This is a genomic window from Enterobacter huaxiensis (assembly GCF_003594935.2).
GTDB classification, from domain to species: Bacteria; Pseudomonadota; Gammaproteobacteria; order Enterobacterales; family Enterobacteriaceae; genus Enterobacter; species Enterobacter huaxiensis.
This window is the reverse complement of record NZ_CP043342.1, coordinates 2731767-2747457: the sequence shown is the minus strand read 5'-3', so window position 1 is coordinate 2747457 and position 15691 is coordinate 2731767. Positions and strand designations below refer to the sequence as shown.

Here is a 15691-nt window from a genome sequence, read left to right as displayed (position 1 = left end):
AGTGCGCATTATGGCAAATTTTGAGAGGGGAAGTAAAACTACGGGCGCATATTGCGCCCTGCGGGATCAGTTGCCCAGGCCGCGACCGGCATCTTTGGCTTCGATCAGCTCGATTTTGTAACCGTCGGGATCTTCAACAAAGGCAATCACCGTGGTGCCGCCTTTTACCGGACCAGCTTCGCGGGTCACGTTACCGCCGTTGCTGCGGATACGTTCGCAGGCTTCAGCTGCGTTATCCACTTCCAGCGCGATATGGCCGTACGCGGTTCCCAGCTCGTAGCTTTCTACGCCCCAGTTATAGGTCAGCTCAATGACCGCTTCATCAGATTCCGGGCCGTAACCGACGAACGCCAGGGAATATTTATATTCCGGGTTTTCGCTGGTGCGCAGCAGCGTCATACCCAGAACGTTAGTGTAGAAATCGACAGAACGCTGCAGGTCGCCAACGCGCAGCATGGTGTGAAGTAGGCGCATAATTTCCTCATTAACCAATGGAATGGATGATCTTTTTGAACAGAAACGATGTTTTAGTATAGCGGCGAAGTATCGCCGCTATCAATGCACAAAGGGGGATTACAGAGAAGGATAGTCGGTGTAGCCTTCTGCGCCGCCGCCATAGAAGCTTTCAGGGCGCTGCGGGTTCAGCTCGGCTTTCTTCTGCAGACGCGCAACGAGGTCCGGGTTAGCGATGTAATCGCGACCGAAGGCGACCGCGTCGATCAGGCCTTTACCGATCAGATCTTCCGCTTTCTCCGGCGTGTAGGCGCCCGCGCCGATGATCGCGCCGTGGAAGCGCTCGCGCACTTTCTGACGGAAGGATTCGGTGTAAGGCTGGCCGCCGGCCCAGTCCGGCTCGGACATGTGCAGATAGGCGATACCGCGTTTCGCCAGCTCTTCGATCAGATACAGAGCATCGGCTTCTTCGTTCGGGCCGTTGTCGACGTTCTGGAAAGAACCGATCGGAGAGACGCGAATACCAATACGGTCTGCGCTCCACTCTTTACATACTGCATCCACCACTTCCAGCACCAGACGCGCGCGGTTTTCAACGCTGCCGCCGTACTGGTCGGTACGATGGTTGGAGGACGGTGACAGGAACTGGTGCAGCAGGTAACCGTGCGCAGAGTGCAGCTCTACCATGTCAAAACCGGCTTCACGGGCGTTGGCAACGGCCTGACGGAAATCGTTGACGATGCCCGGGATCTCGTCCAGCTCCAGCGCGCGCGGCATGGAGGTATCAACGCGAATAGCCTGGCCGTTCTCGTCACGCAGAGAGGTGCGGGTGTTCGCGCTCAGGGCAGAGGCGGAGACCGGCGCCTGGCCGCCAGGCTGAATGCTGCTGTGAGAAATACGGCCGGTATGCCACAGCTGCACCGCAATGCGGCCATCTTCAGCGTGCACGCCAGCGGTGATTTTCTTCCACGCGGCGATCTGTTCCGGGCTGTGCAGGCCAGGCGCACCCGCATAGCCTTTCGCCTGGGCGGAAATCTGCGTGGCCTCAGAGATAATCAGACCAGAGCTGGCGCGCTGACGGTAATATTCACCCATCAGAGGGGTAGGGATGTCACCCGGTTCAATGCTGCGCAGACGGGTGAGTGGAGCCATAAACACGCGGTTTGGTGCGGTAACGGCACCCACTTTCAGTGGGGTAAATAACTTTTCAGCGGACATAAAGACTCCTGAGTAGACCAGTCGACTAGTGATTAAGTAAATAAAAACGCCTGCTACACGCCAGGCGCTGTAATACTGCTTTTCACATGTGCCAGCGCGCTTTCGAGCGGCACGGCACTGCGAGAAATCTTGGCCTGCAGGTTGGCGCCCAGCCAGAGGGCATACAATACCTGCGCCTGCGTTAACGGTTCGCCGGTGAAGGCCAGCGTTTTTTCATCACGGCCTTTCTCCAGCGCCTTCGCCAGAAGGGCGATCACGCCGGTGGCACCTTTATCCATCGCCGTGCGCATATCTTCGGAAAGATCGCACACTTCGGCAGAGAGCTTTACCGTCAGGCAACCGCTGATGATGCCCTGCTGACAGAACTGTGTCAGCGTTTCCTGATAGTAATTCAGAACGCGATCGCGATAGTTACCTTCACCGCTGGCGAAGTGGGTGGCCAGGCGCTGATGGTAGCTGGCATAGTGCCGCTCCAGCATCGCCACGCCAAACGCCTCTTTGGAGCGGAAGTAGTGGTAAAACGACCCCTTCGGCACCTCGGCGGTTTTGAGTAACTCGCTCAGCCCCATACCGGTGAAACCGCGGTGCATGCAAAGACGCTCGCCGGTCGCCAGTAAATGTTCGCGCGTATCGTGTTCAGTATTTCTGCTCATGGCCGCACTCTAATAGACCGTTCGGTCTATTGCAAGCGCGTTTCGTGACGACATGCGTTTAAAATATCCATCTGCTGCTGATAAACCCCTGATTTAACATCCATCATGCCCAGTACCGTGGAGAACAGATTGTCTTGTGAAACCGCATTTTTTGCCGCACTGTCGCGCAGACACTGCGCGTTAACGCCATAGTTTTTCGCATAGTCCTGTGACAGCCAGACCATAAACGGAATGTGCGTTTGCTGCTCTGGTGCCAGCATATACGGCGTACCGTGAAGGTAAATTCCGCTTTCACCCAGCGATTCACCGTGATCTGAGAGGTAGATCAGCGCCGTATTCATGCTTGCCTGGCGAGCCTTCAGCGCGTCGATCGTTTTACTGACCACGCTGTCCGTGTACAGGATGGTGTTGTCATAGGTGTTAATCAGCGCCTGATGATCGCAATCCTGAATTTCGTTGGTATCACAGGTCGGCGTGAACTGGCGGAACGCGCCGGGATAACGGTTGTAGTAGGCCGGACCGTGGCTGCCCATCAGGTGGATAACCAGCACGGTATCCTGCTTCAGTCCGTCCAGTACGTTATCCAGACGATAGAGATTCACATCATCAATGCAGGACTTGTCTTTGCAGAACTGATCCAGTTTCCACTGGGTCATGTCCGTGTGCGGTACGCGGTCACAGGCTCCTTTACAGCCGCCGTCGTTGTCGCGCCACAGCAGGTTGATGCCGGCGTGGCCCAGCACGTCAAGTAATCCCTCCTGATGACGCGCCAGGTCAGCATCGTATTTTTTACGCGGCATCCCGGAGAACATGCAGGGAACCGACACTGCGGTTTCCGTCCCACAGGAAGAAGCCTGCGGGAAGTTAATGACATCCTGTTTTTTCAGTTCTGGGTTTGTTTCACGGTTATACCCGTTGAGCGAGTAGTTTGCCGCGCGCGAGGCTTCTCCGACAACCAGCACCAGAACGGTCTTCTTTTGCTGCCCGGTAATCACGGGGCCTTTATGGGCATCTTCGCCAATGCGAACCAGAGTTTGGTCGCCGGCAAACCAGCGCATCTTACTGTATTTGACCACCGCGCTGACGTAGTTCGCCGGGGTAACCATCTTGACGATGCTTTTATTGTTGCGAAACAGCGAGGCGTAATCCTTATAGAACACCGCGGCGACTAAAATAATCACCAGAAGCGCGCCGAGCATCGCGGCAAAACGCATCAGCAGGGCATACCACCATTTACCGGTACGAATGCGGGTCAAGGCCAGCACAAAGGAGGGGAGCAGGCCTGCTACGGCAATCCACACGAGCATCTGCGGCGTGACCAGCGCGGTAGCTTCCTGAGAGTTCGTTTCGAACACGTTTACGATCATGTTCTGATCGATAACCGCGCCGTAGGTATACATAAAGTACGTCGCTCCCGCGCATCCCATGGTTAACAGGATCAGCAGTGGTTTACGAAGGTACGGGATATTGAGCACGCTAAAGATAATGACCCAGCCGCAGAACAACACCAGCGGCACGGAAGCGGCGAATAAGATGTCATGCAGCTGCGCTGGCGCAATTATGGCCCAGCTGCGCTGAATAAAGAGCGCGTTGAGTACGGTGAAGAAGAGCGCGCAGCCCAGAGTGAATTTAATATCGTTACACTGTAACTTTTTAGCAAACCACATTGTCTACAAACCAGTCGTTATATTGATGATGCAAGTATAGGTACGGAAGATTAGTGAAACCTTAATGCCACAAAACTGTGGTAATGCCCTTGCACCTAAGGCGTTTAGCGTCTTCACTGTAGGTGAGCAACGGTGTATGGAGGTGTGTGTGGCAGAGCAACTGGAGTTTTTCCCCATCCAGAGCCCGTGCCGGGGTATTTGTCAGGTGGATGAGCGTGGATATTGTCGAGGATGTATGCGCACCCGCGACGAGCGATTTAACTGGCAAAACTTTAGCGATACCCAAAAGCAGGACGTCATTCGCCTCTGCCGGCAGCGTCTGCTGCGTAAAATTCGCGCAAACAAAGCGGGGGAAACCGAAGAACCGCAGCAACCTTCACTGTTTTAGCGAGGTAATTGCGTATACTGATACCATTACTTCCTCGAGGAAATTGTTATGGTTCAGCGTATTACCCTTGCCCCCCAGGGCCCGGAATTCTCCCGTTTTGTGATGGGCTACTGGCGTCTGATGGACTGGAATATGTCCCCCCTTCAGCTCGCGAGCTTTATTGAAGAGCATCTCGATTTAGGCATTACCACGGTCGATCATGCTGATATCTACGGCGGCTATCAGTGCGAAGCCGCATTTGGTGAAGCATTGAAGCTGAATCCGGCGCTTCGTCAGCGTATGGAGATCGTGACCAAGTGCGGGATTGCGACCACCGCGAAACCTGAACACGCTCTCGGTCATTACATCACCGACAGCGCGCACATCGTGAAAAGCGCTGAGCAATCGCTGGTAAATCTGGCGACGGACTATATCGACCTGCTGCTGATCCACCGTCCCGATCCGCTGATGAACGCCGACGACGTGGCGGAGGCGTTCCTGAATCTCCACCAGAGCGGCAAGGTCCGTCATTTCGGCGTGTCTAACTTCACTCCGGCGCAGTTTGCGCTTCTCCAGTCCCGCCTGCCGTTTACGCTGGCGACAAATCAGGTCGAAATCTCTCCGGTTCACCAGCCTCTGCTGCTGGACGGCACGCTCGATCAGCTCCAGCAGCTGCGCATTCGTCCTATGGCATGGTCGTGCCTGGGCGGTGGCCGTCTGTTTAACGATGATGAGTTCCAGCCGTTACGCGATGAGCTTGAAACCATTTCCCGCGAGCTCAACGCTGAGAGCATTGAACAGGTGGTGTACGCGTGGATCCTGCGCCTGCCATCCCAGCCGCTGCCGATTATTGGCTCCGGTAAAATTGAGCGCGTGCGTTCCGCGCTGGCAGCGGAAGAGCTGCAGATGACCCGCCAGCAGTGGTTCCGCATCCGTAAAGCCGCGCTGGGCTACGACGTACCTTAATCCGCTAAAAGAGGCCTTTCCGGTGAAATCTCTGCCCCTGGTATACACTTAAGGGGCAAAAAATAACCCGAGGAGGTCATATGAAGCGTTTTGCTCTGGCAGTCGTTACGCTGGTTGTTTGCGCAGGGGCGCAGGCAGCCAGCGACGAAGTGGAACTGAATCTCGTCACCTCACAGGGTGTAGGCCAGTCCATCGGAACGGTGAAAATCACCGAAACCGATAAGGGGCTGGAGTTTGCGCCTAATCTCAAAGCCCTTCCTCCCGGCGAGCATGGATTCCATGTGCATGCCAAAGGCAGCTGTCAGCCCGCTCTGAAAGAGGGTAAAGCCTCGGCGGCAGAGGCCGCAGGCGGCCACCTCGACCCGCAGCATTCAGGTAAACATGAAGGGCCTGACGGCATGGGTCACCTTGGCGACCTGCCGGTGCTGGTGGTCAACAACGACGGCAAAGCCACGGACCCGGTTGTCGCCCCACGGTTGAAAAAGCTGGATGAGGTCAAAGGCAAAGCGCTGATGGTCCACGTCGGCGGCGATAACATGTCCGATCGGCCCAAACCGCTTGGCGGCGGCGGGGCACGCTACGCCTGCGGGGTTATCTGACCCCCAATCGTTCCCGGCGGCGGGGCCTGCTCGAGCTGTGATAGCGAGCAGTGCAGCCGCCATATTATCGAGGCTAAATCCCGCGCTGCCGGTAAATGATGCCGGGCGAGTGTATCGCAAATGCGCTGAAGCTCGGCGAGCGTCAGGCTGAGCGGACGCTGCTGAACACCGCGCTCGCTCATCACATCCCGCAGCAGGGCAATGCAAACATCGCGGACCTGCGAAAGCGGGTCAGAACGCGTCTCCCACGCGCGCAGCTGCCAGACGACATGTGAACAGTTCAGCAGCACCACGCCCCAGCGCAATAGCCAGCGGCGGGAAAGAGAGTCCTGGCTGTTATTCAGCTGGCTGACATGGTGATACACCAGCGATTCATATTCGCTCTCGCGCAGGTGGGGCTTCCGGCTGAGCTGATCGACAAACCCTCGGCGCAGCTCGCGAATATGACGGCGGCTTTTACGGGCATCCGAACCCGGGCGAAGCACCGCGAAGGCCAGCCACGCAAGCCCCACGCCGAGGATCTTCGCCAGATTGTCGTTAAGAAAATCCGCGTAATCATACACCGGCGGATTGGTGACCGAGATAAACGAGCCCATAAACACGATGAGCTGCCCCCACAGGCCGGCCAGCTTAGGCATCTGCAGCTTCAGCAGCTGCATGGTGGTTAAGAGGGGAAAGAGAAACAGCAGGAACTGCCATAGGTCGCTGACTTGCACCATCAGCCCAAACTTCACGACAAAGCTAAACAGCGAAAGCAGCACCAGCGTGCGCAGCAGCAGCGTCAGGGAGTTAAAGGGGGAGGCAACAACGGAGTACAGAACGCAGCTGATGGCGGCCAGGGTTAACGCGGCGCTGCCGGACTCCCACTGCGTGGTAATACTCCAGGCGCCAACCAGCATGAGGGCGGAGAAGGTGCGAAAACCGCTCCACAGCGCTTCCATGTAGTCAGTATGACGCGCCAGCGCCGGGCTGCTGGGTACGGTGAACTCGGTTATCGGCGTGGCGTTTTCGACGGCTTTTATCCACCGGCTGCTGCGCAAATATAAGCGGCAAAAATAGTTCAGACGCTGCCAGAATGCGCGGTGCCGGTAGTCATACTCATCCGTTGGGGCCAGCGGGGCGATAATACGCGCTACGGTGTACATATCGGCATCGGGTTTTGCCAGCGCCGCGAGCAGCGTTTCAATCACGGCGCGGGTATCTTCCGGCGGCGACGGCCAGTTAAGCAACATCCGGCGCAGGCTGGAGATGGCGCTGGTCATGCGCAGCTGCTGATGCAGCAGGTAGTTCAGCAGCGCGTTCTGGCGACGGAAACGGTAGTGGCTCCAGAAGGCCTGAATGCGCAGCAAATTCATGGTCAGGATCTGGCCAATCACTTTTTCATGCGCCACGCGGATGTCGTCGCTGATGTCGGGTTGCCAGAGCAGGCTCGCGTGTTCCAGCAGGCGGGTATGCATGGTTTTTAACGCTGCGATCAGCGCGGTGCCGTCGGAGGTGCTGGGGAGGATCATCATCATCACGCCCCCGCTGAGGATACCGACAATCACTTCGCACACGCGCGCCTGGGCAATATCCCACAGCTCCGTGGTATCCAGCACGTTGACGACCGGAAAGGCGATGATAGCGGCGGTATACCCGGCCAGCTGAAAGGCGTAAGCGACGTTGTTGGTAAAATGGGCGCAGGCCCAGGTGCAAAACCCCAGCCACGCCGCCATGCTCAGTAAAAACAGCCACGGGTCGTTCAGGGTATGGCCGGCGATGATTAACGCGGCGGTGGCACCCAGCAGGCTTCCTGCCACGCGGCCCAGGCTTTTGCTGATCACTCCCCCAACGGTGGGGAAGCTCACCACTGCCGCAGACGTCATTGCCCAGTAGGGCTCGTCCAGATTCAGATAATAGGCAACCGTGAGCGCAAGGCACATCGCGATGCCGTTACGCAGCGCATAGCGCCACTGCGGGCGCGTCGCTTTAATCCACGGCGTGTTGCGCCAGGAGAAAGCCTGCAGGTTCATTTATCGCGTCCCGATAGAGACGGTGCAGGTGGTGCCCGACACCAGCGTGATATTGTCCGGCAAGGTGTCGAACTCTACGCGGACCGGTACGCGCTGAGCCAGGCGCACCCAGGGCACGTTGGGCTTGATGTCCGGCACCAGCCCGGAATCCGTCTCGACGCTCTGATCGTATATCGCGCGGCCAATGCTGGATACGTGACCCTGTAACCTTTGCGAGCCGCTGTAGAGGGTAATGGTTGCGGGCGCGCCTTCCTGAATATGTCGGAGTTTGGTCTCTTCGAAATACCCCACAACATAGAAGGAGTGGCTGTCGACCAGGGCGAAAACAGGTTGCCCGGTGGTGGCGTAGTTGCCCACGCGGGCAGAAAGATTGGTTACCCATCCGTCCACCGGCGCCGCGACTACCGTCTGCGTAAGCTCCCACTGCGCCTGCTTAAGCGCGGCCTCAGCCACATGCACGCTGGCCTGCATAGCCTTCACGTTGATGTTGGCCGTGTCTAAATCTTCGGCTGAAATGTAATTCTGCGAGAGATGGCGGCGACGGTTCGCTTCGTTGTTGGCTTTGGCTAAATCAGACTGGGCTTTCGCCAGCTGCGCCTGGGCGTTGAGGATAGCGATGTGGTAGGGCGTCTCGTCGATGTGGAATAAAACATCACCCTTTTTAACGAACTGGTTATCCTTAACAAGAAGCGTCGTGATACTGCCGGAAACCTGCGGGGTAATACTGACCTGTTCCGCGCGGATTTTGCCATCACGCGTCCAGGGCGACTGCATGTAAAAATTCCACAGCCACCAGCCAGCGATCAGCGCCAGGGCCAGTACGATAAGGGTGGAAAAGTATTTAAGCGTTTTCAGAGACATATTCACCACACAATCAACACGGCAAGGCCAAGACACACGGAAAGTGCAAACAGCGAGAGGTCCATTAACATGGGATGCCAGATTTCGCCGGAGTACATCCAGTCGCGAAGCAGGCGATGCGCGACCAGCCAGATCAAAAAGCCCAGCAGGACAGCTTTAAACAGAGGAGGGAAATAGACTGATGCACCAACAATCAGGTCCTGAAGGGGTAACCCCGCGGAGCTTAAGGAGAACGTCACGAGCAGTGATCCTTTGCAATGGAGAGAGTGCCACGATGGCCTGGCGAGACGCGATGACGCATCAGTTCTCAGTGTAATTCATACTTATAACTTCGATGAATGCAGTATTGCATTTGTTTTGGCAATATAAATGCTGCACACTATTCTAAAATCAGTATAATAACTTAGCAAGCTAATTATAAGGAGATGAAATTGGAATCGCCATTAGGTTCTGATCTGGCAAGGTTAGTACGCGTCTGGCGTGCTCTGATTGACCATCGCCTGAAACCTCTGGAATTGACACAGACGCATTGGGTAACGCTGCATAACATTCATCAGCTCCCGCCCGACCAGTCGCAAATTCAACTGGCAAAAGCGATCGGTATCGAGCAGCCTTCGTTGGTGCGTACGCTCGACCAGCTGGAGGAGAAGGGGCTGATCTCCCGGCAAACCTGCGCCAGCGATCGTCGCGCAAAGCGGATTAAACTCACTGAAAAAGCGGCGCCTATCATCACCGAGATGGAAGCTGTGATCAGCAAAACGCGGGGCGAGATCCTTTCAGGGATCGGCCCTGAAGAGCTTGAAATGCTCATCGGACTGATTGCTCGCCTTGAGCAAAATATCCACGAACTGCAGTCACGCGATTGATAATCTAAAAAGGCCTTGCTGATGCAAGGCCTTTTTTTTAGCGGAAAACCACTACCCGGTTACGACCGGTCTCTTTTGCCTCGTACATGGCCTTATCCGCACTTTCTACGCACATTTCGGCCGTTATTTCCGACGAGGCCGCGGTAAAGACGCCCATACTGATCGTAATCGGCTCCGGCAGCTGCCCCTCGCTGCTGGCTTTATCGAAGCTGCTCAGCTTGAGCCTTATGCGCTCTGCCACCTGAAGCGCGGCGTCAGAAGAGGTATTGCTCAGCATCAGCACAAACTCCTCTCCGCCGATACGTGCCGCAATATCCTGCGGACGCACCGAGTCCATCAGCAAATTAGAGACGAACTGCAGCACCTTATCACCCTGAAGATGTCCGTAGCAGTCGTTAATACGCTTGAAGCGATCCAGATCGCTCACAATAACCGAGACCGGACGCGTCTCTTTCGCATGCTGGAGAGCCTGGTTTAACGCGTCATAAAAATAGCTGCGGTTGTAGAGCCGGGTGAGCGGGTCGCGAATCGAATTCTGATAGGACTGCTGATATTTCAAATGTGATTCACGGTAAAGATTAAACACGTCGTATAGCAGAATAAAAATAATGAGCAGGGTAGCGACGGTTTCAAATAAGCGCGCACGATACCAGGCGTAATCTTCCGCTTGTACACCCAGCGCCAGCATTGTCAGCGTCACGATATAGCAGACGCATAAAAAATTACCGCCAGCCCAAAACAGATTACGTACGCGGGTAATCGCCATCAAAGTGGCTAATGTAACCACCCACAGAACGATCAGTATGATATTAATCGCCTGGCTCCAGAGCATCATAAACTGGTGCGTTTCATTATCTACCAGGTCGACAGATAACAGCGGCGAATGGCTGGAGTATACCCAGGCCAGCACAAGGATGCAGGCGGTAAACAGAGACGTGCCGGTGATAATAGCAATATGCGCCAGGCGCGAAAGCGCGGTGTGGCGCAGGGTGTAGAGCAATGCCGACGCCAGGATCAGTACCGCCATTAGCAGGTGGCGGAACATATAAAAGATCATCGCATCATTATAATTGATGATGTTGAGCCGAGTGTGATCCAGCCATGCGGGAAAACACGACAAGGTTCCCACCATCAGGAACGCCGATCCCGCAAAGGCAAACGCAATCGCCATGAGATACAGTCTTCGTCTGTCACACCAATATTTCATTACCATAAAGCAGGCAATTAGCAGATGAAATACCAGTAAAAAAATGGTGAGCGTAGGAAATAACAGCGGCGAGAACGAGGGAACCAGTTCAATAAGCTTTGAAAATAATCCCTGTAATATCCCGATGATGAGAACGCAGCCGAGGCTAAACGCAATATAACGATTTTTTACATAACAACCGATCGCAAGCATATAAGTTTTAACAAAATTATAAAGAATGAGAAAAATGAATGGCGGTCAGTGTAAAGAATGGGCGAGATAAATACTTTGCGCAGGAACAATATGCTGGGGGAATAATAATAAGTTGAATGAATGTATTGTGTAATTATATTTGTTTAAATGATGCTTTTTGTAAATGGATGTGGTCGATGGACCACATCCAGGAAGGGATTAACGCGGGGAAACGGTAACCTGGCGCCCATTGCTTGCCAGAACCACGCGCTGGCCTGCGGAGAAGCGGGTGCTACCCTGTTTCTGCACAACCATGATGGTGTTACCGTCGTCTTTACGGATTTCCAGCTCAACGCCCTGCGTTTTGTTCATTGCGCCCTGTACGCCCTGGCCCGCAACACCACCGGCCACTGCACCTGCGGCTGTTGCCAGAGAACGACCTGTACCACCCCCTACGGTGTTACCCAGGAAGCCGCCCAGCACGGCGCCGCCGAGTGCGCCAACCACGTTATTTTCGTCGCCACCCTGGATTTGAACAGGACGAGCATTAACAATGGTACCGTAAGTCACGTTCTGAACCTGTTTAGCTTCAGATGCGCTATATACGTCGCCGGATAGTGAACTGTCATTCACACAACCAGCCAGGGTTAAACCAATCAGCGAAACGCCCAGTACACGTAAAATCATTTGACTCTCCTGTTCACCAAAAACGCTCAAATCGAGCATCCGTTATGGCTAAATTATATGGCATTACGGACCATAGTTCATATCTTTGCACTAACAATAGGAAAATTGTACTTGAATTTGACTTAACGAGACATAAACGAAGCGGCCTCTGCGGCATTGGTCTGACATTGTTAAAAAATATTATCCCCGGATAGCAAAGCATCGCCGTTTATGGTGGAGTGGATGTCGTTAGCCCACTCAACGTAAGGAAAGCGCATGAAATCGGGTCGATATATCGGTGTGATGTCAGGCACCAGTCTTGACGGTGTTGATGTCGTTCTGGCCGCCATTGATGAAAACATGGTGGCGCAGCAGGCAAGCCTGAGCTGGCCCATCCCCGTCTCATTGAAAGAGGACATTTTGAACATCTGTCAGGGGCAGCAACTCACGCTTTCACAGCTTGGGCAGCTGGATGTAAGGCTGGGTGCGCTGTTTGCGGATGCCGTGCTGGCGCTTATGCACAAAGAAAAACTGCAGCCGCAGGATATCGTGGCCATTGGCTGCCATGGCCAGACGGTCTGGCATGAACCCACCGGTGAGGCGCCTCATACGATGCAAATTGGTGACAATAACCAAATTGTGGCGAAGACGGGAGTGACCGTGGTGGGGGATTTCCGCCGTCGTGATATCGCGCTGGGCGGGCAGGGCGCGCCGCTGGTGCCTGCATTTCATCAGGCGCTGCTTGCGCACCCGGTAGAACGCCGGATGGTGCTCAATATTGGCGGCATTGCTAACCTGTCGATGCTGATCCCCGGCCAGCCGGTTCGCGGATATGATACCGGGCCGGGTAACATGCTGATGGATGCCTGGATCTGGCGTCAGTGTGGCAAGGCTTATGATAAAGATGCGCAGTGGGCCAGCGAGGGGAAAGTGATCCTCCCGCTTCTGCAGTCCATGCTAAGCGATCCGTATTTTGCTGAGCCTGCGCCGAAAAGCACCGGTCGTGAATATTTTAACGCCCGCTGGCTTGAGCGCCAGCTGGCGCAGTTCCCGGCGATTGCCCCTCAGGATGTGCAGACAACGCTTGCCGAACTGACGGCTGTCTCAATATCGGAACAGGTTCTTCTCAGCGGCGGCTGCGAGCGCCTGCTGGTGTGCGGCGGCGGAAGCAGGAATCCGCTGGTGATGGCACGCCTCGCCGGTTTGTTACCCGGCACCGAGGTGACGACCACCGATGAAGCGGGAATTAGCGGCGATGATATGGAAGCGCTGGCCTTCGCCTGGCTGGCATGGCGTACCGTTGCCGGGCTGCCAGGAAATTTACCGTCAGTGACCGGGGCGCGGGAAGCGAGCGTACTCGGTGCGATTTTCCCGGCGAATCCACGTCATAATCAGAGTTAACTGAAATTCAGCGCCGCGCATAGCCGTTAAGATGTGCTGAAAACAGGAGGGCAGTAACGCCCTCCGGGACCAGGATAGTCTTCGGAATACGCACATGAAAAAACTCCTTCTTATTGCCGCCCCTTTGTTACTGTCAGGCTGTAGCGTCTATAACCAGCTGGTTGACCGCATGCAGACCGATACCCTCGAATACCGCTGTGATGAAAAGCCGTTAACGGTGAAGCTGAATAATCCGCGTCAGGAAGCCAGCTTTATTTATGACAACAAGCTGCTGACCCTGAAGCAGGGGATGTCCGCCTCTGGCGCGCGCTATACGGACGGGATCTACGTCTTCTGGTCCAAAGGCGACAGCGCTACGGTGTATAAACGCGACCGCACCGTGCTGAACAATTGCCAGCTCGAAAATCCGAAGCGTTGAGATTTTCACAGGGGCGGCGCACAATAGCGCCACCCAATGTCTATTTCAGCTAACGCCATGTCAGATAACGACGAACTGCAGCAAATTGCGCATCTGCGCCGTGAATACACCAAAGGCGGCCTGCGTCGCCAGGATCTTCCCGCCGAACCGCTGGCGCTTTTTGAACGCTGGCTGAAACAGGCCTGCGAAGCGAAGCTTGCCGACCCGACCGCGATGGTGGTCGCAACCGTTGATGAAAACGGTCAGCCGTATCAGCGCATCGTGCTGCTTAAGCACTATGACGAAAAGGGGCTGGTGTTTTACACCAACCTGGGCAGCCGTAAAGCTCACCACCTTGAAAACAACCCGCGCATAAGCCTGCTGTTCCCGTGGCACATGCTGGAGCGTCAGGTCATGGTCACCGGCAAAGCAGAACGTCTCTCTACGCTGGAAGTGGTGAAGTATTTCCACAGCCGCCCGCGCGACAGCCAGATTGGCGCCTGGGTCTCAAAACAGTCCAGCCGCATTTCTGCCCGCGGCGTGCTGGAAAGCAAATTCCTCGAGCTCAAACAGAAGTTCCAGCAGGGCGAGGTTCCGCTACCCAGCTTCTGGGGCGGCTTCCGTATCCCCATTGAACAGATGGAATTCTGGCAGGGAGGCGAACACCGCCTTCACGACCGCTTTTTATACCAGCGCGATAACGGCGGCTGGAAAATCGACAGACTGGCACCCTAATCCCCGAAATTTGTTGTGTTAAGCGCTAGCGCTACGTGCGCCAGCGCTTTATTCTATGTTCCTTTCGCATCAGGCGAAAAGTCGTGTACCGGCAAAGGTGCAGTCGTTTATACATGGAGAATTGGATGGCAAGCAGTAACTTGATTAAACAATTGCAAGAGCGGGGCCTCGTGGCCCAGGTGACGGACGAGGAAGCGTTAGCAGAGCGACTGGCGCAAGGCCCGATCGCGCTCTATTGCGGCTTCGACCCCACCGCTGACAGCTTGCATTTGGGGCATCTTGTTCCTTTGTTATGCCTGAAACGCTTCCAGATGGCGGGCCATAAGCCTGTTGCACTGGTGGGCGGCGCGACCGGTCTGATTGGCGACCCAAGCTTTAAAGCCGCTGAGCGTAAACTGAATACCGAAGACACCGTGCAGGAGTGGGTGGATAAGATCCGCAAACAGGTTGCACCGTTCCTCGACTTCAACTGTGGCGACAACGCTGCGATTGCTGCGAACAACTACGACTGGTTTGGCGGCATGAACGTGCTGACCTTCCTGCGTGATATCGGCAAGCACTTCTCTGTTAACCAGATGATTAACAAAGAAGCCGTGAAGCAGCGTCTGAACCGTGACGATCAGGGCATCTCCTTTACCGAGTTCTCCTACAACCTGCTGCAGGGTTATGACTTTGCCTGCCTGAACAAGCTGCACGGCGTCGCTCTGCAGATTGGCGGTTCCGACCAGTGGGGTAACATTACCTCCGGTATCGACTTAACCCGTCGTCTGCACCAGAATCAGGTATTCGGCCTGACCGTACCGCTGATCACCAAAGCTGACGGCACCAAATTCGGTAAAACCGAAGGTGGCGCAGTATGGCTGGATCCGAAGAAAACCAGCCCGTACAAGTTCTACCAGTTCTGGATCAACACGGCGGATGCCGACGTTTACCGCTTCCTGAAGTTCTTCACCTTCATGGACATTGAAGCCATCAATGCGCTGGAAGAAGAAGACAAAAACAGCGGTAAAGCTCCGCGCGCGCAGTACGTGCTGGCGGACGAAGTGACCAGGCTGGTTCACGGTGAAGACGGTCTGGCAGCCGCGAAGCGCATTACCGCGAGCCTGTTCAACGGTACGCTGAGCGACTTAAGCGAAGCGGACTTCGAGCAGCTGGCGCAGGACGGCGTGCCGATGGTTGAAATGGACAAAGGCGCAGACCTGATGCAGGCGCTGGTAGACTCCGAGCTGCAGCCGTCCCGCGGCCAGGCGCGTAAAACCATCGCCTCTAACGCGATCACCATTAACGGTGAGAAGCAGGCCGATCCTGAATACACCTTCGTGGACGGCGATCGTCTGTACGGCCGCTACACGCTGCTGCGTCGCGGCAAGAAAAACTACTGTCTGGTGTGCTGGAAGTAAATAAAAGTATGCAGGGGCGTGGGAGACCACGCCCCTTTTGTTTTATCAGGGT

The 15691-nt window shown here is 55.3% G+C and carries 17 protein-coding genes; 8 read left to right on the top strand and 9 right to left on the bottom strand.

Annotation, left to right across the window (positions count from 1 at the left end; translation table 11 throughout):
- Window positions 1–66 precede the first annotated feature (66 nt).
- The 4 genes from gloA to eptA all read right to left on the bottom strand — a co-directional run bounded on the left by gloA (window position 67) and on the right by eptA (window position 3991).
- On the bottom strand, window positions 67–474 hold the full coding sequence (gloA, locus tag D5067_RS13105; protein WP_167456763.1) for a lactoylglutathione lyase: 408 nt from the start codon (window positions 472–474) through the stop codon (window positions 67–69).
- 99 nt (window positions 475–573) lie between these two features.
- Window positions 574–1671: an alkene reductase gene (locus D5067_RS13100; RefSeq protein ID WP_119934505.1), complete on the bottom strand. Its 1098-nt coding sequence runs from the start codon at window positions 1669–1671 to the stop codon at window positions 574–576.
- 53 nt (window positions 1672–1724) lie between these two features.
- Entirely contained in the window at window positions 1725–2324 is a 600-nt protein-coding gene (locus D5067_RS13095; protein WP_119934504.1) for a TetR/AcrR family transcriptional regulator, read from the bottom strand.
- A gap of 26 nt (window positions 2325–2350) precedes the next feature.
- On the bottom strand, window positions 2351–3991 hold the full coding sequence (eptA, locus tag D5067_RS13090; protein WP_119934503.1) for a phosphoethanolamine transferase EptA: 1641 nt from the start codon (window positions 3989–3991) through the stop codon (window positions 2351–2353).
- A 136-nt stretch (window positions 3992–4127) separates the two neighbouring features.
- Between eptA and D5067_RS13085 the strand changes: the two genes are divergently transcribed.
- From D5067_RS13085 to sodC, 3 genes are all read left to right on the top strand, one after another.
- A complete protein-coding gene (locus tag D5067_RS13085) occupies window positions 4128–4379 on the top strand; it encodes a DUF1289 domain-containing protein (protein ID WP_162497932.1) in 252 nt (83 codons plus the stop codon).
- A gap of 48 nt (window positions 4380–4427) precedes the next feature.
- A complete protein-coding gene (locus D5067_RS13080) occupies window positions 4428–5324 on the top strand; it encodes an aldo/keto reductase (RefSeq protein ID WP_119934501.1) in 897 nt (298 codons plus the stop codon).
- An 80-nt stretch (window positions 5325–5404) separates the two neighbouring features.
- Window positions 5405–5923 carry a superoxide dismutase [Cu-Zn] SodC gene (sodC, locus tag D5067_RS13075; protein WP_119934500.1) on the top strand — a complete coding sequence of 173 codons (519 nt, stop codon included), beginning with the start codon at window positions 5405–5407 and terminating at the stop codon, window positions 5921–5923.
- On the opposite strand, the gene D5067_RS13070 is transcribed toward sodC, so the two are convergent.
- Genes D5067_RS13070 through D5067_RS13060 form a run of 3 tightly spaced genes read right to left on the bottom strand, consistent with a single transcriptional unit; the run spans window position 5902 to window position 9035 of the window.
- On the bottom strand, window positions 5902–7935 hold the full coding sequence (locus D5067_RS13070) for an FUSC family protein (protein ID WP_119934499.1): 2034 nt from the start codon (window positions 7933–7935) through the stop codon (window positions 5902–5904). The genes sodC and D5067_RS13070 overlap by 22 nt on opposite strands.
- Window positions 7936–8796: an efflux RND transporter periplasmic adaptor subunit gene (locus D5067_RS13065; RefSeq protein ID WP_119934498.1), complete on the bottom strand. Its 861-nt coding sequence runs from the start codon at window positions 8794–8796 to the stop codon at window positions 7936–7938. It lies immediately after the preceding gene.
- A gap of 2 nt (window positions 8797–8798) precedes the next feature.
- Entirely contained in the window at window positions 8799–9035 is a 237-nt protein-coding gene (locus tag D5067_RS13060; protein WP_119934497.1) for a DUF1656 domain-containing protein, read from the bottom strand.
- A 186-nt stretch (window positions 9036–9221) separates the two neighbouring features.
- On the opposite strand from D5067_RS13060, the gene slyA reads away from it, so the two are divergent.
- Window positions 9222–9662 (top strand): transcriptional regulator SlyA, encoded by a 441-nt coding sequence (gene slyA, locus D5067_RS13055; RefSeq protein WP_119934496.1) that lies wholly within the window; start codon window positions 9222–9224, stop codon window positions 9660–9662.
- A 37-nt stretch (window positions 9663–9699) separates the two neighbouring features.
- Here slyA and D5067_RS13050 read toward each other — a convergent pair whose 3' ends face one another.
- A complete protein-coding gene (locus tag D5067_RS13050; protein WP_119934495.1) occupies window positions 9700–11061 on the bottom strand; it encodes a sensor domain-containing diguanylate cyclase in 1362 nt (453 codons plus the stop codon).
- A 198-nt stretch (window positions 11062–11259) separates the two neighbouring features.
- Complete coding sequence (gene slyB, locus D5067_RS13045; protein WP_119934494.1) at window positions 11260–11727, bottom strand: outer membrane lipoprotein SlyB; 468 nt, start codon at window positions 11725–11727, stop codon at window positions 11260–11262.
- Window positions 11728–11982: 255 nt separating this feature from the next.
- On the opposite strand from slyB, the gene anmK reads away from it, so the two are divergent.
- The 4 genes from anmK (at window position 11983) to tyrS (ending at window position 15639) form a co-directional block, all read left to right on the top strand.
- On the top strand, window positions 11983–13107 hold the full coding sequence (gene anmK, locus D5067_RS13040) for an anhydro-N-acetylmuramic acid kinase (protein WP_119934493.1): 1125 nt from the start codon (window positions 11983–11985) through the stop codon (window positions 13105–13107).
- A gap of 94 nt (window positions 13108–13201) precedes the next feature.
- A complete protein-coding gene (gene mliC / locus D5067_RS13035; RefSeq protein ID WP_119934492.1) occupies window positions 13202–13525 on the top strand; it encodes a C-type lysozyme inhibitor in 324 nt (107 codons plus the stop codon).
- 57 nt (window positions 13526–13582) lie between these two features.
- A complete protein-coding gene (gene pdxH, locus D5067_RS13030; protein ID WP_119935435.1) occupies window positions 13583–14239 on the top strand; it encodes a pyridoxamine 5'-phosphate oxidase in 657 nt (218 codons plus the stop codon).
- Window positions 14240–14364: 125 nt separating this feature from the next.
- Window positions 14365–15639, top strand: coding sequence for a tyrosine--tRNA ligase (tyrS, locus tag D5067_RS13025; RefSeq protein WP_119934491.1), 1275 nt, complete (start codon window positions 14365–14367; stop codon window positions 15637–15639).
- Window positions 15640–15691 lie beyond the last annotated feature (52 nt).